14 protein-coding genes and 2 pseudogenes are annotated in these 15,006 nt (G+C 60.9%); 10 read left to right on the forward strand and 6 right to left on the reverse strand.

Annotated elements, in window-relative coordinates; translation table 11 throughout:
* The first annotated feature begins 452 nt into the window (after positions 1–452).
* A complete protein-coding gene (locus ACXJKO_RS07200; protein ID WP_457090405.1) occupies positions 453–1,433 on the forward strand; it encodes an aldo/keto reductase in 981 nt (326 codons plus the stop codon).
* Between the two features lie 187 nt (positions 1,434–1,620).
* On the opposite strand, the pseudogene ACXJKO_RS07205 reads toward ACXJKO_RS07200, so the two are convergent.
* Positions 1,621–2,025 (reverse strand): annotated as a pseudogene (locus ACXJKO_RS07205) (IS6 family transposase); the annotation flags it as partial.
* 56 nt (positions 2,026–2,081) lie between these two features.
* Positions 2,082–2,792, reverse strand: coding sequence for an IS6 family transposase (locus tag ACXJKO_RS07210; RefSeq protein WP_457090406.1), 711 nt, complete (start codon positions 2,790–2,792; stop codon positions 2,082–2,084).
* A gap of 51 nt (positions 2,793–2,843) precedes the next feature.
* On the opposite strand from ACXJKO_RS07210, the gene ACXJKO_RS07215 reads away from it, so the two are divergent.
* The 4 genes and pseudogenes from ACXJKO_RS07215 to ACXJKO_RS07230 all read left to right on the forward strand — a co-directional run bounded on the left by ACXJKO_RS07215 (position 2,844) and on the right by ACXJKO_RS07230 (position 4,370).
* Positions 2,844–3,212 (forward strand): hypothetical protein, encoded by a 369-nt coding sequence (locus ACXJKO_RS07215; protein ID WP_457090407.1) that lies wholly within the window; start codon positions 2,844–2,846, stop codon positions 3,210–3,212.
* Positions 3,213–3,656: 444 nt separating this feature from the next.
* Positions 3,657–3,920, forward strand: a complete 264-nt coding sequence (locus tag ACXJKO_RS07220; RefSeq protein ID WP_457090408.1) for a hypothetical protein — start codon at positions 3,657–3,659, stop codon at positions 3,918–3,920.
* A 171-nt stretch (positions 3,921–4,091) separates the two neighbouring features.
* A pseudogene (locus ACXJKO_RS07225) lies at positions 4,092–4,262 on the forward strand (IS3 family transposase); the annotation flags it as partial.
* Positions 4,251–4,370, forward strand: coding sequence for an Rdx family protein (locus ACXJKO_RS07230; protein ID WP_457090459.1), 120 nt, complete (start codon positions 4,251–4,253; stop codon positions 4,368–4,370). The pseudogene ACXJKO_RS07225 and the gene ACXJKO_RS07230, both read left to right, overlap by 12 nt.
* Positions 4,371–4,539: 169 nt before the next feature.
* On the opposite strand, the gene nadC is transcribed toward ACXJKO_RS07230, so the two are convergent.
* The 4 genes from nadC to ACXJKO_RS07250 all read right to left on the reverse strand — a co-directional run bounded on the left by nadC (position 4,540) and on the right by ACXJKO_RS07250 (position 9,154).
* Positions 4,540–5,415 (reverse strand): carboxylating nicotinate-nucleotide diphosphorylase, encoded by an 876-nt coding sequence (nadC, locus tag ACXJKO_RS07235; RefSeq protein ID WP_457090409.1) that lies wholly within the window; start codon positions 5,413–5,415, stop codon positions 4,540–4,542.
* On the reverse strand, positions 5,412–7,007 hold the full coding sequence (locus tag ACXJKO_RS07240; RefSeq protein ID WP_457090410.1) for an L-aspartate oxidase: 1,596 nt from the start codon (positions 7,005–7,007) through the stop codon (positions 5,412–5,414). The genes nadC and ACXJKO_RS07240 overlap by 4 nt, the downstream gene beginning before the upstream one ends.
* A 9-nt stretch (positions 7,008–7,016) precedes the next feature.
* On the reverse strand, positions 7,017–8,015 hold the full coding sequence (nadA, locus tag ACXJKO_RS07245) for a quinolinate synthase NadA (RefSeq protein WP_457090411.1): 999 nt from the start codon (positions 8,013–8,015) through the stop codon (positions 7,017–7,019).
* 158 nt (positions 8,016–8,173) lie between these two features.
* A complete protein-coding gene (locus ACXJKO_RS07250) occupies positions 8,174–9,154 on the reverse strand; it encodes an NUDIX hydrolase (RefSeq protein ID WP_457090412.1) in 981 nt (326 codons plus the stop codon).
* A 313-nt stretch (positions 9,155–9,467) separates the two neighbouring features.
* Between ACXJKO_RS07250 and ACXJKO_RS07255 the strand changes: the two genes are divergently transcribed.
* The 5 genes from ACXJKO_RS07255 (at position 9,468) to ACXJKO_RS07275 (ending at position 15,006) form a co-directional block, all read left to right on the forward strand.
* On the forward strand, positions 9,468–10,022 hold the full coding sequence (locus ACXJKO_RS07255) for an NAD(P)H-dependent oxidoreductase (protein WP_457090413.1): 555 nt from the start codon (positions 9,468–9,470) through the stop codon (positions 10,020–10,022).
* Positions 10,023–10,659: 637 nt separating this feature from the next.
* Positions 10,660–11,832: an acyl-CoA dehydrogenase family protein gene (locus ACXJKO_RS07260; RefSeq protein ID WP_457090460.1), complete on the forward strand. Its 1,173-nt coding sequence runs from the start codon at positions 10,660–10,662 to the stop codon at positions 11,830–11,832.
* Between the two features lie 76 nt (positions 11,833–11,908).
* Positions 11,909–13,342, forward strand: coding sequence for an LLM class flavin-dependent oxidoreductase (locus ACXJKO_RS07265; protein ID WP_457090414.1), 1,434 nt, complete (start codon positions 11,909–11,911; stop codon positions 13,340–13,342).
* A gap of 3 nt (positions 13,343–13,345) precedes the next feature.
* Positions 13,346–14,128: an ABC transporter ATP-binding protein gene (locus tag ACXJKO_RS07270; RefSeq protein WP_457090415.1), complete on the forward strand. Its 783-nt coding sequence runs from the start codon at positions 13,346–13,348 to the stop codon at positions 14,126–14,128.
* Positions 14,125–15,006: a branched-chain amino acid ABC transporter permease gene (locus tag ACXJKO_RS07275; protein WP_457090416.1), complete on the forward strand. Its 882-nt coding sequence runs from the start codon at positions 14,125–14,127 to the stop codon at positions 15,004–15,006. The genes ACXJKO_RS07270 and ACXJKO_RS07275 overlap by 4 nt, the downstream gene beginning before the upstream one ends.

Raw genomic sequence — 15,006 nt, forward strand, 5'->3', positions numbered from 1 at the left:
GGATTGTCCTCGCTGACGTACTCGTCGAGGCAGGCCGGGAACAAGGTGCCCTGGCTGCGCTCCTGGCCTTGGACAAACCGCTTCATCGCGATCCCTCCAGTCCGTGCTAACCCCACCAGATTACCAGATCCCGCGTTTTGACACAGCCTCGACCCGAAGCGGCCCTTCAGGGTGCGGGATTCTTTTACCAAAAACTATGGTGACTAAAGACGATAGGGAAGCTCAAGCTGAGAGGATCACTCAGATCGGTCGCACGTGCATCAGACCTTTCCAGCCAGTCGAGCGTTCTAATCGACACAAGATCTGTTCAATGTTCGCGCTGGCGACTGATCGCCTTCTGGGCGCCCAGCAACTGAGCTCTATAACCCCTCGGTCCAGTCGAAGCTCGGCACGCGGCCTCAGCCCGAGGGATGATCTGGCGAGGCCCGAACGAACGCTAGGAGACATAGGCTATGGATTATGTGAGGCTTGGCCGCTCAGGCCTTGAGGTTTCTCGCCTGTGTCTCGGCTGCATGACGTACGGAACTCCCGATCGTGGCAACCATCCCTGGACGCTGGACGAGGAACAAAGCCGGCCCTTCATCAAGCGTGCGCTGGAACTCGGCATCACGTTCTTCGATACCGCCAACGTTTATTCCGACGGCACGAGCGAAGAGATCGTCGGCCGGGCGCTCAAGGACTTCGCCCGGCGCGAAGAGGTGGTGATCGCTACAAAGGTGCACGGGCGCATGCGCCCCGGACCGAACGGTGCTGGCCTGTCACGCCTTGCGATCATGACCGAGATCGACAACAGCCTGCGCCGGCTCGGCACCGACTACGTTGATCTCTACCAGATCCATCGCTGGGACTACTCAACCCCGATCGAGGAAACGCTTGAGGCGCTGCACGACGTCGTCAAGGCCGGCAAGGCTCGGTACATCGGAGCCTCCTCGATGTATGCCTGGCAATTCGCCAAGGCCCTTTTTACCGCTGATCTGAATGGCTGGACACAGTTCGTATCCATGCAGAACTACTACAATCTCCTCTACCGCGAGGAGGAGCGGGAGATGCTGCGGCTGTGCCAAGCCGAGGGGATCGGCGTCATCCCCTGGAGCCCACTTGCACGCGGGCGTCTCACCCGTGACTGGGATGAGAGTAGTGCCCGCTCGGAGACGGACGAGTTCGGCAAAACGCTGTATGCCAGAACAGGCGAGGCCGACCGCAAGGTCGTGCAGCGCGTCGCCGAAATCGCGAGCCGACGCGGAGTTCCTCGGGCGCAGGTTGCATTGGCTTGGCTGCTGCACAAGTCGGTGGTGACGGCGCCGATTGTCGGCGCCTCAAAGCCGCAGCACCTGGAGGATGCGGTGGCCGCCCTGTCTATCAAGCTGACACCTGAGGAGATAGCTGAACTGGAAGAGCCGTATGTGCCACACGCCGTAGCAGGATTTGCATAGTCGGAAGAGCCAGGAGCAAACGCGAAACCGATAATCGCCGTGGGTTGACCCCCAGCCATCTCAGTGTGGCTTGGCCAACGTCGGTTCCTGGCACTCCCGGGACGTCAGCGCTTGGTCCGCTTCGGCGGGGTGTTGTCACGTTAACCAGCCTCGGGCGCATTGAGGCAAATTTGGCCACATGACAGTTTCAAGCGGCGACATTCGCCGCTACTTTCCACTCTGCCATGGCGTTGAGGCGGTGAAGGTAGGTCGCACGGGCACAGCGGCGGGAGCGGGGTGGAACGAACAGGTTGCGCACGGCCGAGAACACGCTGACGAACCGCTGCAGGTACCTGGGTGATCRAAAGCCTTGCATCACCCGCTCTCGGCGCCGGAACGGTAAATGCGAATTCTCGGCCCGGTTGTTGAGCCCTTTGTGCGAGCGGTGCTCGACGTCTGGCATGACTTGGGGCCGAGCGGCTGCGTAGGAGCCCAGCGTATCGGTGATCATTCGCCGGGGTGGGCCGCCCTGTGTCTTCAACAGGCGGATCAGCAAACGTTTGGCGGCCTTGGTGTCGCGGCGGCTCTGGACGATTTCATCGAGCACATAGCCGGGCATCGTCAACTTAACGGCTTGAGATAGGCCTAGCCTCTCGGTGGAGCGTCCGATTAGGGGCCCGTCGTGACGCCCGAGATCTCCGTCCAGACCCGAAAGGCGTGAGTTCGGGACATGCGATGATCGGCTGCGTTGGTCTTGGCAGGACGGCGGAAGAGATTGGCAACCTCATCGTGAACCGAGAGGAAGCGTTGCGCCTGGCCGGCTGACTTGAAGCGCTTCATGATGCGCTCTCGCCGGCGAGTCGGCTGGTGACTGTTCTCAGCTCGGTTATTCAATCTCCGATGCTGCCGATGTTCGACACCCGGCATGATCTCGCGCTTGGCCGCGCCATAGCTGGCCAGCTTGTCCGTGATCATCACCCGCGGAGCGATGCCTTGTTTCTTGAGCAGCTTGCGCAACAGGCGCTTGGCGGCTTTCGCGTTGCGGCGGCTCTGAACCAGAATGTCGAGCACGACCCCATGTTGATCCACGGCACGCCACAACCAATGCTTCCGGCCCGCAATGCTGATGGCAACCTCGTCTAAGTGCCATTTGTCTCCCGGTGCCGGAAGACGCCTGCGGATCTGCTTGGCAAAGCTGTCGCCGAACTTCAGCGCCCACTGCCGGACCGTCTCATGACTGACCTCGATGCCGCGGGCCGCCAGCATCTCCTCGACCATCCGCAGGCTCAAAGGGAAACGGAAGTACAACCAGACAGCATGGCTGATGACTTCAGCCGGGTAGCGGTGACGGGCATAGCGGGGATGACGGGTTGGTTTCATACCCCGCTTATGCTCGGGTCCAGTCACCGTCGCGTTAACCTGACGGTGCCCATGCGTGATACCCTGCATCTCGCAACGGCCGAGAACTGGTTTGTACCGCAGCGCCTAACAGCGGCAATGAACGATCGTCTGCAAACCACCGATATTCCGTTCGGTACCGTCATTGCACCGCTCAATCCTTTCCGTCGCACACTCGCGGTGCGCTCCGCGCCTTTCACGAGTGGGTCACCTGTAACTCCGGCATGGCTTGGCGGCTTATCCGATGATCCGCACCCCGAAATCATCTTGGAGCACACTGCCGTGATCCTCAGCAGCTCTGGAGCACCGCTGGCATTCGTGAGAGAATGGTTCCGGTCAGACCTTGTCTCGTTGGTCCCAAAAGTCTCGGCTCATAGCCAAGCCGCAGAGTACGAAGTGTGAGCGATGACAGCTCAACAGAACCTGGCGTCTCACGCCCTCAATGATCCTGAGTTGCTCGAGGAAATCCAGTTCCTGGACCACCAAGTTCAGTTCAGGCCGACGCACGCCGGCTGGATGTCCTTTGTGGTACAACAGGGACACCGACCGACCGTTCTTCTCGCGTCCAATCGCGAGACCCTTCTCATGGAATCATATAAGACCGTGGAGCGCCGGACGAGGGGAAGGGCTAAAGATTACGTACAGTCACCTTCTGCAGTTGTCGTCCGACAGCTTAATGGAACTCCAAGGCTGTCAAATGCGCGTGAGCTCAAGCGACTTGGAAAGGCAATCTTCAGACGCGGCCCAGACAGGGCCTGAGCCTGATCTTGGCTCGAGACCGAACCGCTGCTGCGCCAAGGCCCGCAATCCGATTAACTGACAACCTGCCTCTTACAAGGACCCAAGATGGGCTACAGCCTGATCCCACTGGCGCCCGGCGCCTATGATCTATTCCTGAACGACACCATCGTTGCCAGTGTGGTGAGAAACGGCTCACGTCAGCCTTACACCTGGACCGCCGAGTTGCTGGAGGATCTGCCACGCAGCAAACGTCCCTTGCCGTTCAAAGATATCGAGCACAGCTTTCCATCCTTGGAGGAGCTATGCGCCTGGCTCGGCCAGCCGACGCTGCAGATCAACAGTCGCCAGAACCCCACTCAGAGTATGTGAGATTGCAGGGGCGCTTCGTCAGCTCGTCCGCCTCTATGACGGGCAGTGTCAACTCCGGTTGAATACTGCCCCACTTTGAGCGATGGACTTGCTCCGAAAAATGGATGGCCTCTCAGGAAGGAGGATCTCGAGGATCTCTATCCCGCACATTTCTCCAAAGAGTTGTAGGATGAGGCCGTCCGGCTTGCTCGGACGAGCGGCCGCAGCCGACACGAAGTCGCCCAAAATCTCGGGATCGGCCACCGCGAGCCCGAGATTGATAATTCCCTTAAGGAGCGCCAGGAGGACATGATGCCCGAGCTGAAATGGCTGCAGCGAGAGAACGAGATCCTGGGCCAGGAACTCCTCTCGACGTTTGGTACCAATCTCGATGAAGTGGCCTTGGCTCCGGCCAACAGCGGTGTGTTTCAGATCACCTACGAGGCGAGATCGTCTAGGATCGCAGCGTGACGAAAGCTTTCTAGAGGCCAAGATCCTGAAGCAGCGTGTCTGCGACCCATTGGGCCCTAAACGGAGCCTCGCTCACAGTAACCAGTAGCGCTCCGACGGGCATTGGATAGCCACCGGAGCGCATGGCCTTGTAACTACCCTTGAGCTCAGCCTGATCGTGCAACCGACCTCATGCCACGTCCAGGCCTAGATCTAGGATCGGTGCGCTGTGTGTGATCCAGCCAGTGGAGATCAGGTCCACGCCTGATGCCGCGATCTGGGGTGCTGTTGCCACCGTGATCCGGCCGGATGCTTCCGTGGCGGCTCGCTTGTTTACTCGCCTTACGGCCTCTGCGAGGGTGTCCGGGCTCATGTTGTCGAGCAGGATCGCGTCAGCTCCGACCTCCAGCACCTCATCCAGCTGATCGAGGGTGTCGACCTCGATCTCGATCTTGACCAAATGGCCGACAGCCGTACGGGCACGCTCCAGCGCCGGTCGGACACCTCCAGCGATGGCGATGTGGTTGTCCTTGATTAGAACGGCGTCATCCAGCCCAAAACGGTGGTTGGCTCCACCTCCCGCCCGGACGGCATGCTTCTCGAGCGCACGCAGCCCCGGTGTGGTCTTGCGCGTGCAGACGATCCGCGCATGGCCATGAGGTCGAACAGCATCGACGAGTGTCGCCGTTGCCGTTGCGATGCCCGACAGCTTGCAGAGCAGGTTCAGAGCCACACGTTCCGCTGAGAGGATGCTCCGGGCCGGACCGTCAACCCGAAGAATAGCCTCGCCCCGTTCAACTCGAGCGCCATCGGGTCGGTCGATCACGATTGCAACGGCAGGGTCAATCAGTGTGAAGGCCAAGACTGCTGCGTCGACGCCAGCCACCACACCGGGCTCCCGGGCCATAATGGCACCGCGCAATCTGGCGTCAGCTGGAATAACAGCATCGGTGGTGATGTCGCCGGCTCGGCCCAGATCCTCGAGCAGTGCTGCGCGCACGATCGGCTCCACCAGCAGGCGAGGGAGCGGGGACAAGACGTCATGTGTGGGGACGGTGGGCTTCATGCAACTCTCCTGGTAGGCGCGGCTGTCTCCTCGATCTCGGCCGCGAGGCGCAGCGCCTGATCGAGGGTGATCTCGGTATGCTCTCCAGGCATTCGGGCAGGGTGGTCGAGCCGCTGATGGGCGCCCCGGCTTTCACGCCGACTGTGTGCGCAGACTGCGATCATCAGGCTCACCAGCGCAGCATCGCGCTCATCCGGTGAAGGCACCTCGTGAACCCGTGCTCGGAGGTGACGGATCGCATCCGTCAACCCTGCCGCATCACGGCGGACGCCAACCTGCCGATCCATACGCGACCGGATCTGCGAGAGACGCGAAAATGGTGGATCATCAGAGGCGGACGATTGCAGAGCAAAAGGAGGTGAGGGGGACTGGCCCGTCCTCGACCGGAGTGCTCGGCTCTTAACATCATCGGCAATCCAGGCGGCATAGGCCAGCGCCTCGAGGAGCGAGTTGCTCGCCAGCCGGTTTGCCCCGTGCAGACCGGTGGAAGCAACCTCGCCGCAAGCCCAGAGCCCTTCGACCGTGCTGCGGCCCTGATGGCCCACCTTGATCCCGCCCATGTGGTAATGAGCGGCTGGGCGTACCGGAATAGGCTCACGCACCGGATCGAGGCCGGCGGCTCGGCACAGCGCCGTCACGCCGGGGAATTTGTGGGTGATCTGCTCACCAAGCACCTGGCGTGTATCGAGGAACACGCGTGCACCCGCGCTGATCTGGGCAAAGATCGCCCGAGCGACGACATCGCGCGGCGCCAGTTCCTCTCCGGGAATGTCGTGCATGAAGCGCTCGCCACAGCTGTTAATGAGCAGGGCTCCTTCGCCACGCAAGGCTTCGGTGGCTAGCGGCATCGGATCACGGCCAGCCGCAATGGCCGTGGGATGGAACTGAACGAACTCGAGATCGCGCAGGATCGCCCCAACGCGGGCCGCCAGCGCCAGTCCGCCTCCTATTGCTCCCAAGGGGTTGGTGGTGTGCGCATAGAGCCCTCCGATTCCGCCTGTCGCCAACACCACGGCGCGGCCAGGGATCAGGATGGGCTCATGTCTGCGCACGGAGCCCCACCCCGCACAGAACACGCCGGTCACCTGACCGTTAGCATCGAGCGCCAGGTCAGTCACCTGATGACCCTCCCGAACCTCAATCCACGAGGCGCTCAAAACAGCTTGGATAAGGGCTTCCAGGACACGCTTGCCGGTTCGGTCCCCATCCGCATGAACAATCCGCCGGCACGAGTGCGCGGCTTCCAGTCCTAGGACCAAGTTGTCCCCAGAGGCGGTTCGATCAAAGACGGCGCCTTGAGCCACCAGCCACTCGATGCAGGAGGGGGCAGCGGCTGCGACCCGAGCGGCAACATCGGGATCGCAGAGGCCAGCGCCGACCCGGAGGGTGTCAGTCGCGTGCAGGGCAGGGTGGTCATCATCCCCGAGAGCGGCCGCAATCCCACCTTGCGCCAGCGGCGTGGAGGCCTGCTGCCCTAGGGGCGATGCCACAAGCAGGGTCACGGGCAGCGGCGCTAGCTGCAGGGCAGTTGCGAGCCCCGCGATGCCGCCACCCACGACCACCACTCGGTCGAGCGGATAGGCTGTTCTCATGGCCAGCCCTCAGCGCACAGCGAGCATGCGCTCGACAGCCCGCCGCGCCCGCCCGGCCACCGCCGGATCGATCGTGACCTCATGCCGACGCTGCTCCAGAGCCTGCCGGATCTTAGGGAGGGTGATGCGCTTCATGTGCGGACACAGATTACAGGGCCGCACGAATTCGACCTCCGGATACAAAGCCGCTACGTTGTCGCTCATCGAGCACTCGGTCACGAGGGCGACACGGGCGGGGCGCTTCTCGCCGACGAAGTCGGCCATGCCGGCCGTCGATCCGGCGTAGTCGGCCTCCGCTACGACCTCGGGTGGCGCCTCCGGGTGGGCTAGCACCACCACGTCCGGATAGCTCGCGCGCACCTCACGAATATCTTCTGCGGTGAAGCGCTCATGGACCTCGCAGTGGCCGGCCCAGGTGATGATCTCAATGCCAGGCACCTGGGCGGCGGTGTTCTGGGCCAGGAACTCGTCCGGCAGCATGATCACCCGATCGACACCAAGGGACTCGATGACCCTCTTGGCGTTGCCCGAGGTGCAACAGATGTCCGCCTCGGCCTTCACGGCCGCTGATGTGTTGACATAGGTGACGACCGGCACGCCCGGGTAGCGCGCCCGCAGCTGCCGCACATCCTCTGCGGTGATCGACTCGGCCAGCGAACAGCCGGCCTCGGCATCCGGGATGAGCACCGTCTTGTTTGGATTGAGAAGTTTGGCGGTCTCGGCCATGAAGTGCACACCGGCGAGCACGATGACATCAGCATTTGTGTTCACGGCTTCTCGCGCCAGGGCCAGGCTGTCGCCGACAATGTCCGCCACCGTGTGGAAAATCTCAGGCGTTTGATAGTTGTGGGCCAGAATGACCGCATTGTGCTCGCGCTTGAGGGCAAGGATAGCCTCAATATCACCGGCGAAGAAGGGCCATTCCATAGCCGGAACATGGTGCCGCACACGCGCATAGAGGTCGGGCAGGGGCAGGGATACGGACGCAAACGAAGCAGCACTGGCCATGGCAGCCTCCTATGCTCGTTCAGAGCATTAACTAATTACAATAATACTCTCAATGAGCATTACTGACTCGCAAGAAAGCCGGCTGAGTAGCCGGCGCATGACTTATGCTAAGCGCGAGTATAAGTGTTCGTCAACCCATAATCTGCTGCAACAGTGGCTCACCGTAAGCGGGGCAGGCGCACGCCGGGCGCCGGGCGCTCGACCAGCACCTCGCGCCGGAAGCGCACCAGCCGGGCCGGGCGCCCGCCCGTCTCGGTTGTGACCTCGCCTGTTTCCTCAACGAGCCCTTGCATCTCCACGAGACGGCGGAAGTTCTGCTTGTGCAGGCGCACGCCTGATAGAGCCTCCACCGTCCTCTGAAGGTCGAGCAGGGTGAAGGAGGCGGGCATCAGCTCGAAGATCACTGGCCGGTACTTGATCTTGCCGCGCAGGCGGCCAATCCCGGTCGCCAAGATGCGCCGATGGTCGAGCGCCATGGGCTGACCGGGGGCCAGCCGCACTTTCGAAGAGGCAGGCGGTTGTGCATCGCGGAGGGCCTCAGGCACCAGGCCGGCCTCGAACAGGAGCTCGTAGCGCTCAAGAACCCGGTCATCGGTCCAGCTCTCTGCCTCAAATCCAAACGTGAGTTCAATGCGCTCCTCGCGGAACTGTCTCAGGGGTTTGCCGCCAGCACGCGCCCACGCCTTCAGGGCAGGCTCAATGACGGTAAGTGCATTAGGCCGACCGTCCCGCCAATCCTCCCACGGAAGATAGACATACCAGTTCCGCCAAGTGGCATGGGCCAGTCCAGCTGGTTTGGCCTCTCGAACGAGGGCCAAGTAAGCGATCGACAGGGCATGCCCCGCAACCGGATCATGAGCTTCAGCCCGATCGCGGTCGCCAAACGTGTAGAGCTGCTCGACATAGCCTAAGGTCAGCTGGGTCTGTTCGGCTACCCAGGTCCGCAGCCCCATCTCCAGCGTTCGGTGCTGCGAGTGCAGGGGACCGGAGGGAAGGCCCTCCGGGAGCTGCGAGGCTGTCCTGACGGTAAGAACCCGCGGCTCGTCCGGGGTGGCTGCCATGATGACCGCACTGAGATCAATAGTGGGAGCAGGCTGCTTGAAGGCCTTGGGTCGCTGGGAGTTCGAGGCAGGAGACATGGAAACTCAAAAGGATATGAGGCGAGATGGTGGGAGCCTTTGTCACCCCTGTCGAGGGATTTGTCACGACGACCTGACGTGCAGCCAGCGCCAAGTCATCAGATTCAGTGCTTCTCCGTTTTTGAAGGCTTACGTAAACGGTACTATCTTGTGCCGCTTCCTAAGCAGTTTTGCTCTAGGCAAGGCATTTCCAGACTACGGCTGCCAGAAGGGAAAATTTCTTCTCTATCCGCATCGTTTTTTAGAACGAACAAATATTGCTTGCCCGTTCTTTATTCCGTACAAATTCTCTCTCAACTAGAGAGTGGATGCCATGTCCAAGATCGTTGCCCTGATCGGTAGTCCTTCGCCACGTTCACGAACGAAGGGCGTTGTTGATTCAGTTCTCGCGCAGATTGCCCAGAAGGGCGGCGCCTATGTCACAACAATCCATATCAGCACCCTTTTGTCCGATCTTGCTGTCCTGTCGYGCGAAGAGGCGTCGGATCAGGTCCGCGCTGCCTTGAGGGCTGTGGAGGAAGCCGACCTCTTGATCGTTGGCACCCCCGTTTACAAGGGATCCTATCCTGGGTTGTTCAAGCACTTCGTTGATCTGCTCGATTACAAAGCGCTTGCGGGTCTTCCTGTCGCCCTCATTGCAACTGGCGGCTCCGATCGCCATGCCCTCGTTATCGAGCATCAGCTGCGGCCCTTGTTCGGGTTCTTCAATGCCCACACTCTCCCGACAGGAGTTTTCATCCAGGACGGTGCGATTTCGGATGGCGAGGTGCAGGATGAACTCGTTGCGGCTCGGCTCCATCAACTCGTCCAGGAGGCAATTGCGTCCTTGGCTGGAAGCTCGATTGAATCCGTGAGGCGCGTCGCCTAATACCTGTTGATGATTTATCCCATCTTGCGATGACGTGAGGTGCTTGTTGGGCAGAGCGCATGAGCGCGCCGACTACAGGGCTGTTGGCTCCATGCCGAGATGCAGATGTACTGCCGTATTATCAGCCACTCTGCTGAAGAAGCCTTAAGGGTCAGTGGCATGGAGGCGGAGCGCTGGTGCATGGTGCTCTTCAAGCGGCAGCAATCCGTTCAATGAGTGCTGGGCCGACCGGAATGATCAAAACCCAATCAGTCGGCCTCTCTTGTTCTTTATACAGAACACTATGTACTCGCCTGACGCTGAGGGAGATCTTAGCTTGGATGCTGCCAAACTCCCTTGGAAGCAAGGCGCGCCGTAGTTCTTGCTGCGATAAAAGGCTTCTATGACTCTGTCAGCCTAGGCCGGTCAGCGGGCAACTATACTGTTGAAGCCAAGCCAGAGAATATTCTTCCCCGTACGCCTGTTTTTTAAAAAGAACGTTTCCGTTGACTCGGACGAGGGTTGGCCTCACGTTGAGGTGCATCTTTCACGGGACAGCAACAGGCAAAAAATGAGCGCCACAGCTTTTGCGAACATTCAACAATTTCAAGGTGACGCTTCGGATGACAGCTCTCACCGCCAGAGCGGATACGAGGTTCTGGCGAAGCGATTTCGACCGATCTTCGACAGGATTGCCGCCGGAGCTGTCGAGAGGGAGCGGAATCGTGCTCTTCCTAGGGAGCCTATCAAATGGCTCAAAGAAGCTGGCTTTGGCGCAGTTCGGGTTCCTGTAGAATATGGCGGAGGTGGAGCGACCCTCTCGGATCTCACGCGCTTGTTGATCGAGCTAGCGGAGGCGGACTCAAACCTTCCGCAAGCCCTGCGCGCGCATTTCGGCTTTGTCGAGGACCGGCTCGTATCCCAACCGGGAGCGCAGCGGGATGCTTGGTTGCAGCGCTTCGTCGCCGGTGAAATCGTCGGCGGTGCTTGGACCGAAATCGGCAACGTCAAACTTGGTGACGTCATCACCAAGGTCACGCCTTCCGGCGACCATTGGCTCTTGAACGGCACCAAGTACTACAGCACCGGCAGCATCTTTGCCGACTGGATCGACGTATATGCGAAACGTGCGGACACAGGAGCCGACGTAATTGCGATCGTCAGCACTCATCAGTCCGGTGTCGAACAATTTGACGACTGGAACGGCTTTGGCCAGCGGACCACTGGAAGCGGGACCACCATCTTCAAGGATGCGTCCGTGGCGGACGCGAACGTCATCGATTTCGGAACGCGCTTCAAATACCAAACCGCCTTCTACCAGCTTGTGCTGGTTGCTGTGCTCGCAGGCATTGCCAGAGCARCAGAGCGGGATGTCGCGCGAGAGGTTCGAGCCCGGACGCGCGTTTACAGCCACGGCAACGCCCGCAGGCCCGCCGACGACGTTCAGATCCAACAGGTCGTGGGGCGTATCGCTGCTGCGTCCTACGCAGCCGAGGCGATCGCCGGTCGAGCCGGGGAGGCGGTCCATGCTGCTTACGAGGCGTCGTTCACGGGGCCTGCCGGAAGCGAGCCGGAAGCGCATACCGTCGCAGAGATCGAGTCTGCGAAGGCACAGGTTGCTATCGCCGATCTCGTGCTGCGCGCCACGGGTGATCTCTTCAATGCACTCGGCGCTTCCGCAACGGCGGACGACAGAGCTCTCGATCGCCACTGGCGGAATGCTCGGACGGTGCTGAGCCACAACCCGCTGATCTACAAGGAAAAGATCTTGGGTGATTGGACCCTCAACCGTGGCGAGCCGGTCTATGTCTGGCAGATCGGCCAAGGCTAGCAGCCTGCTCGCAAAACGCACTCGTCCCTGCGGACCGCCTCATTGCAACAACACGTGCAGAACGGAACCTAATCCAATGAGCAAGACCATTCGCTTCAATGCATTCGACATGAACTGCGTCGGGCACCAGTCCCCGGGCCTTTGGGCGCACCCCCGCGATCGGTCCTGGCAATACAAGGACCTCGAGTACTGGACCGACCTCGCGAAGACCCTGGAACGAGGGGTCTTCGATGGGATCTTCATCGCCGATGTGATCGGCTACTACGACGTCTATAAAGGCTCGAACTACCACGCGCTCCAGCAGGCAGCCCAGATCCCGGTCAATGACCCGTTGCAGCTTGCGGCGCCCATTGCACTGGCGACCGAACACCTCGGCATCGGGATCACGGCATCGACGTCGTTCGAGCACCCCTATACGTTCGCCCGCCGGCTCTCGACGGCCGACCACCATACCAAGGGGCGCATCGGCTGGAACATCGTCACCTCGTATCTCGAGAGTGGGGCCAAGAACATCGGGGAGGGTGGTCTGCGTCGGCACGACAACCGCTATGATGTTGCGGCCGAATATCTGGAAGTGCTCTACAAGCTGTTCGAAGGAAGCTGGGAGGAAGGGGCGGTCGTACGGGACCGGGACCGGCGCATCTTCACCCATCCTGAGAAGGTGCACGAGATCGGGCACAAGGGACGCTATTTCGAAGTGCCCGGCTATCACCTCTCCGAGCCGTCCCCACAGCGCACGCCCGTGCTCTATCAGGCCGGCGCATCAGGTCCCGGCAAGGCCTTCGCCGCCAATCACGCCGAGTGCGTGTTCGTGGCCGCGCCGACTAAGCCTGTTCTGAAATCATACGTCGCGGACGTCCGCCGTCAGGCAGCCGAAGCCGGGCGGGATGCAAGCAAGGTCCTGATCTACACCCTCGTCACCATCATCGTCGACGAGACCGACGCGAAGGCCCAGGCGAAGTTCGAGGAGTACAAGCGGTACTCGTCCTATGACGGAGCACTGGTCTTCATGTCCGGCTGGAGCGGTATCGATTTCGGTCAGTACGCTCCGACCGATCTCGTCAAGAAGGTTGAAACCAACGCCATTGTTTCCGTTGTTGAGAACCTTGCAGGCGGTGGGAAGTCCTGGACGATCGAGGAGCTCGCGCAATRGGGCGGGATCGGCGGGCTGGGGCCGGTTTTCGTCGGCTCGCCTTCGACGATCGCCGACATCCTGCAGGAATGGGTCAATGAGACGGATGTGGACGGCTTCAATCTCGCTTATGCGGTCACGCCTGAGAGCTTCGAGAATGTAGTCGAGTTCCTCGTTCCCGAGCTTCAGCGGCGTGGATCCTACCCGACGTCCTACAAGCCCGGCACGTTGCGCGAGAAGCTGTTCGGCGAAGGCGCCTATCTGCCGGCAACCCATCCAGGTGCGCAGTACCGCGACATCGAGGCCATCAAACGGCGTGGGGCGGAAGCTATTAGCACTCCCGTCCGGGAGGACCGGCTCGTCGCGGCAGGAGAGTAAGTGATGACAAGTCCGATCCTCCAGCTGCGCGACGTCTCGCTCTCGTTCAAAGGTATCAAGGTGCTGCGCGACCTGAGCTTCGATGTCGTCAGAGGCGAGATCTGCGCTCTCATCGGCCCCAACGGGGCGGGCAAGAGCTCGCTCCTCAACATCATCACCGGTGTCTATCAGGCCAATGCCGGTGAGATCGTCTTCGAAGGCAAGCGCTTCGGGAAGATCACCCCTTTGGCGGCAGCACGGCACGGCATCGGTCGGACGTTTCAGCACAACGCGCTGTTCAGCCGGTTGACCGTTCTCGAGAATGTGCTCGCCGGGCTGACGCGGCACAGCCGGACCAGTCTCATCGAGCATGCTTTCGGCCTTCCCCGCGACCGCAGTGAGGACAGGGGCTTTCGCCACCGCGCCGACCATATGATCGACATCCTAGATTTGACGGCATACCCCGACACGATCGTCTCGACTCTGCCTTATGGCGTGCAAAAGCGTGTCGACCTGGCTCGGGCATTGGTAGGGCGGCCGACACTGCTGCTGCTCGACGAGCCGATGGCAGGCATGAACCATGACGAGAAGCGGCGGATGGCGCGCTTCATCGCCGATGCCAACCGCAATCTCGGCACGACGGTGGTGCTGATCGAGCACGATATTGGCGTGGTCATGGATTTGTCAGACCACGTTGTCGTGCTCGATTACGGCAGAAAAGTTGGCGACGGCAATCCTGACGAGGTGCGCCGGAACCCGGACGTCATTGCGGCCTATCTCGGCGCCGTTCATGAGGCAGCGGCATGAACTTTTTCATCGAAACACTGCTTGGCGGTCTTCTTGCCGGCGTGATGTATTCCCTCGTCGCGATCGGGTTTGTTCTGATCTACAAGGCGTCCGGTGTCTTCAATTTCGCCCAAGGATCAATGGTTCTCTGCGCAGCGCTGACATTTGTCACGCTGACCGAGAGTGGATTGAACTGGTGGATCGCGTTGCCCGTGACCCTCGCGATCATGGTCGTAATCGGCATTGCGATTGAACGCCTGGTTCTGCGCCCGCTCGTCAACCAGCCACAGATCACGTTGTTCATGGCGACCCTCGGATTGAGCTTCGTCATTGAAGGGCTGTCCCAGATCATCATGGGCGCCAGCGTCCACGAGCTTGATCTTGGGATCGTCGACGTACCGGTTGAGTTCGGGCCGATCCAGCTCAGCCAGTTCGACCTTGTGGCCGCAGCAACCGCCGGCCTCCTTGTTGTCGCCCTGTCCCTTCTCTTCAGCAAGACGCGGATCGGCATCTCCTTAAGAGCCATCGCCGATGATCCACAGGCTGCCCTGTCGGTCGGCATCCGCCTGCAGGTCCTGTGGCGGATCGTCTGGGGCGTCGCCGGGGCAGTGGCTCTCGTCGCAGGGTTGCTGTGGGGTGCGCGCCAAGGCGTCCAGTTCTCGCTGACGTTCGTCGTCCTTAAGGCCCTGCCGGTCCTCATCATCGGAGGTTTCACGTCGATTGCCGGCGCGATTGTCGGCGGGCTGATCGTGGGAGCGAGCGACAGTCTCGCCGAGATCTACTTGGGCCCGATCCTCGGCGGCAGTGTCTCGACCTGGTTCGCCTATGTTCTTGCTGTCGCCTTTCTGCTGGCCCGCCCGGCGGGACTGTTCGGCGAACGTGCCATCGAAAGGGTTTGA

It is taken from the genome of Microvirga sp. P5_D2, from assembly GCF_054049475.1.

Excerpts from the sequence above, each read along its gene's own strand:
- nadC (WP_457090409.1), bottom strand. The coding sequence starts at position 5,415 with ATGAAGCCCACCGTCCCCACACATGACGTCTTGTCCCCGCTCCCTCGC.
- ACXJKO_RS07200 (WP_457090405.1), top strand. The coding sequence starts at position 453 with ATGGATTATGTGAGGCTTGGCCGCTCAGGCCTTGAGGTTTCTCGCCTG.
- ACXJKO_RS07220 (WP_457090408.1), top strand. The coding sequence starts at position 3,657 with ATGGGCTACAGCCTGATCCCACTGGCGCCCGGCGCCTATGATCTATTC.
- ACXJKO_RS07275 (WP_457090416.1), top strand. The coding sequence starts at position 14,125 with ATGAACTTTTTCATCGAAACACTGCTTGGCGGTCTTCTTGCCGGCGTG.
- ACXJKO_RS07250 (WP_457090412.1), bottom strand. The coding sequence starts at position 9,154 with ATGTCTCCTGCCTCGAACTCCCAGCGACCCAAGGCCTTCAAGCAGCCT.
- ACXJKO_RS07270 (WP_457090415.1), top strand. The coding sequence starts at position 13,346 with ATGACAAGTCCGATCCTCCAGCTGCGCGACGTCTCGCTCTCGTTCAAA.
- nadA (WP_457090411.1), bottom strand. The coding sequence starts at position 8,015 with ATGGCCAGTGCTGCTTCGTTTGCGTCCGTATCCCTGCCCCTGCCCGAC.
- ACXJKO_RS07240 (WP_457090410.1), bottom strand. The coding sequence starts at position 7,007 with ATGAGAACAGCCTATCCGCTCGACCGAGTGGTGGTCGTGGGTGGCGGC.
- ACXJKO_RS07210 (WP_457090406.1), bottom strand. The coding sequence starts at position 2,792 with ATGAAACCAACCCGTCATCCCCGCTATGCCCGTCACCGCTACCCGGCT.
- ACXJKO_RS07215 (WP_457090407.1), top strand. The coding sequence starts at position 2,844 with ATGCGTGATACCCTGCATCTCGCAACGGCCGAGAACTGGTTTGTACCG.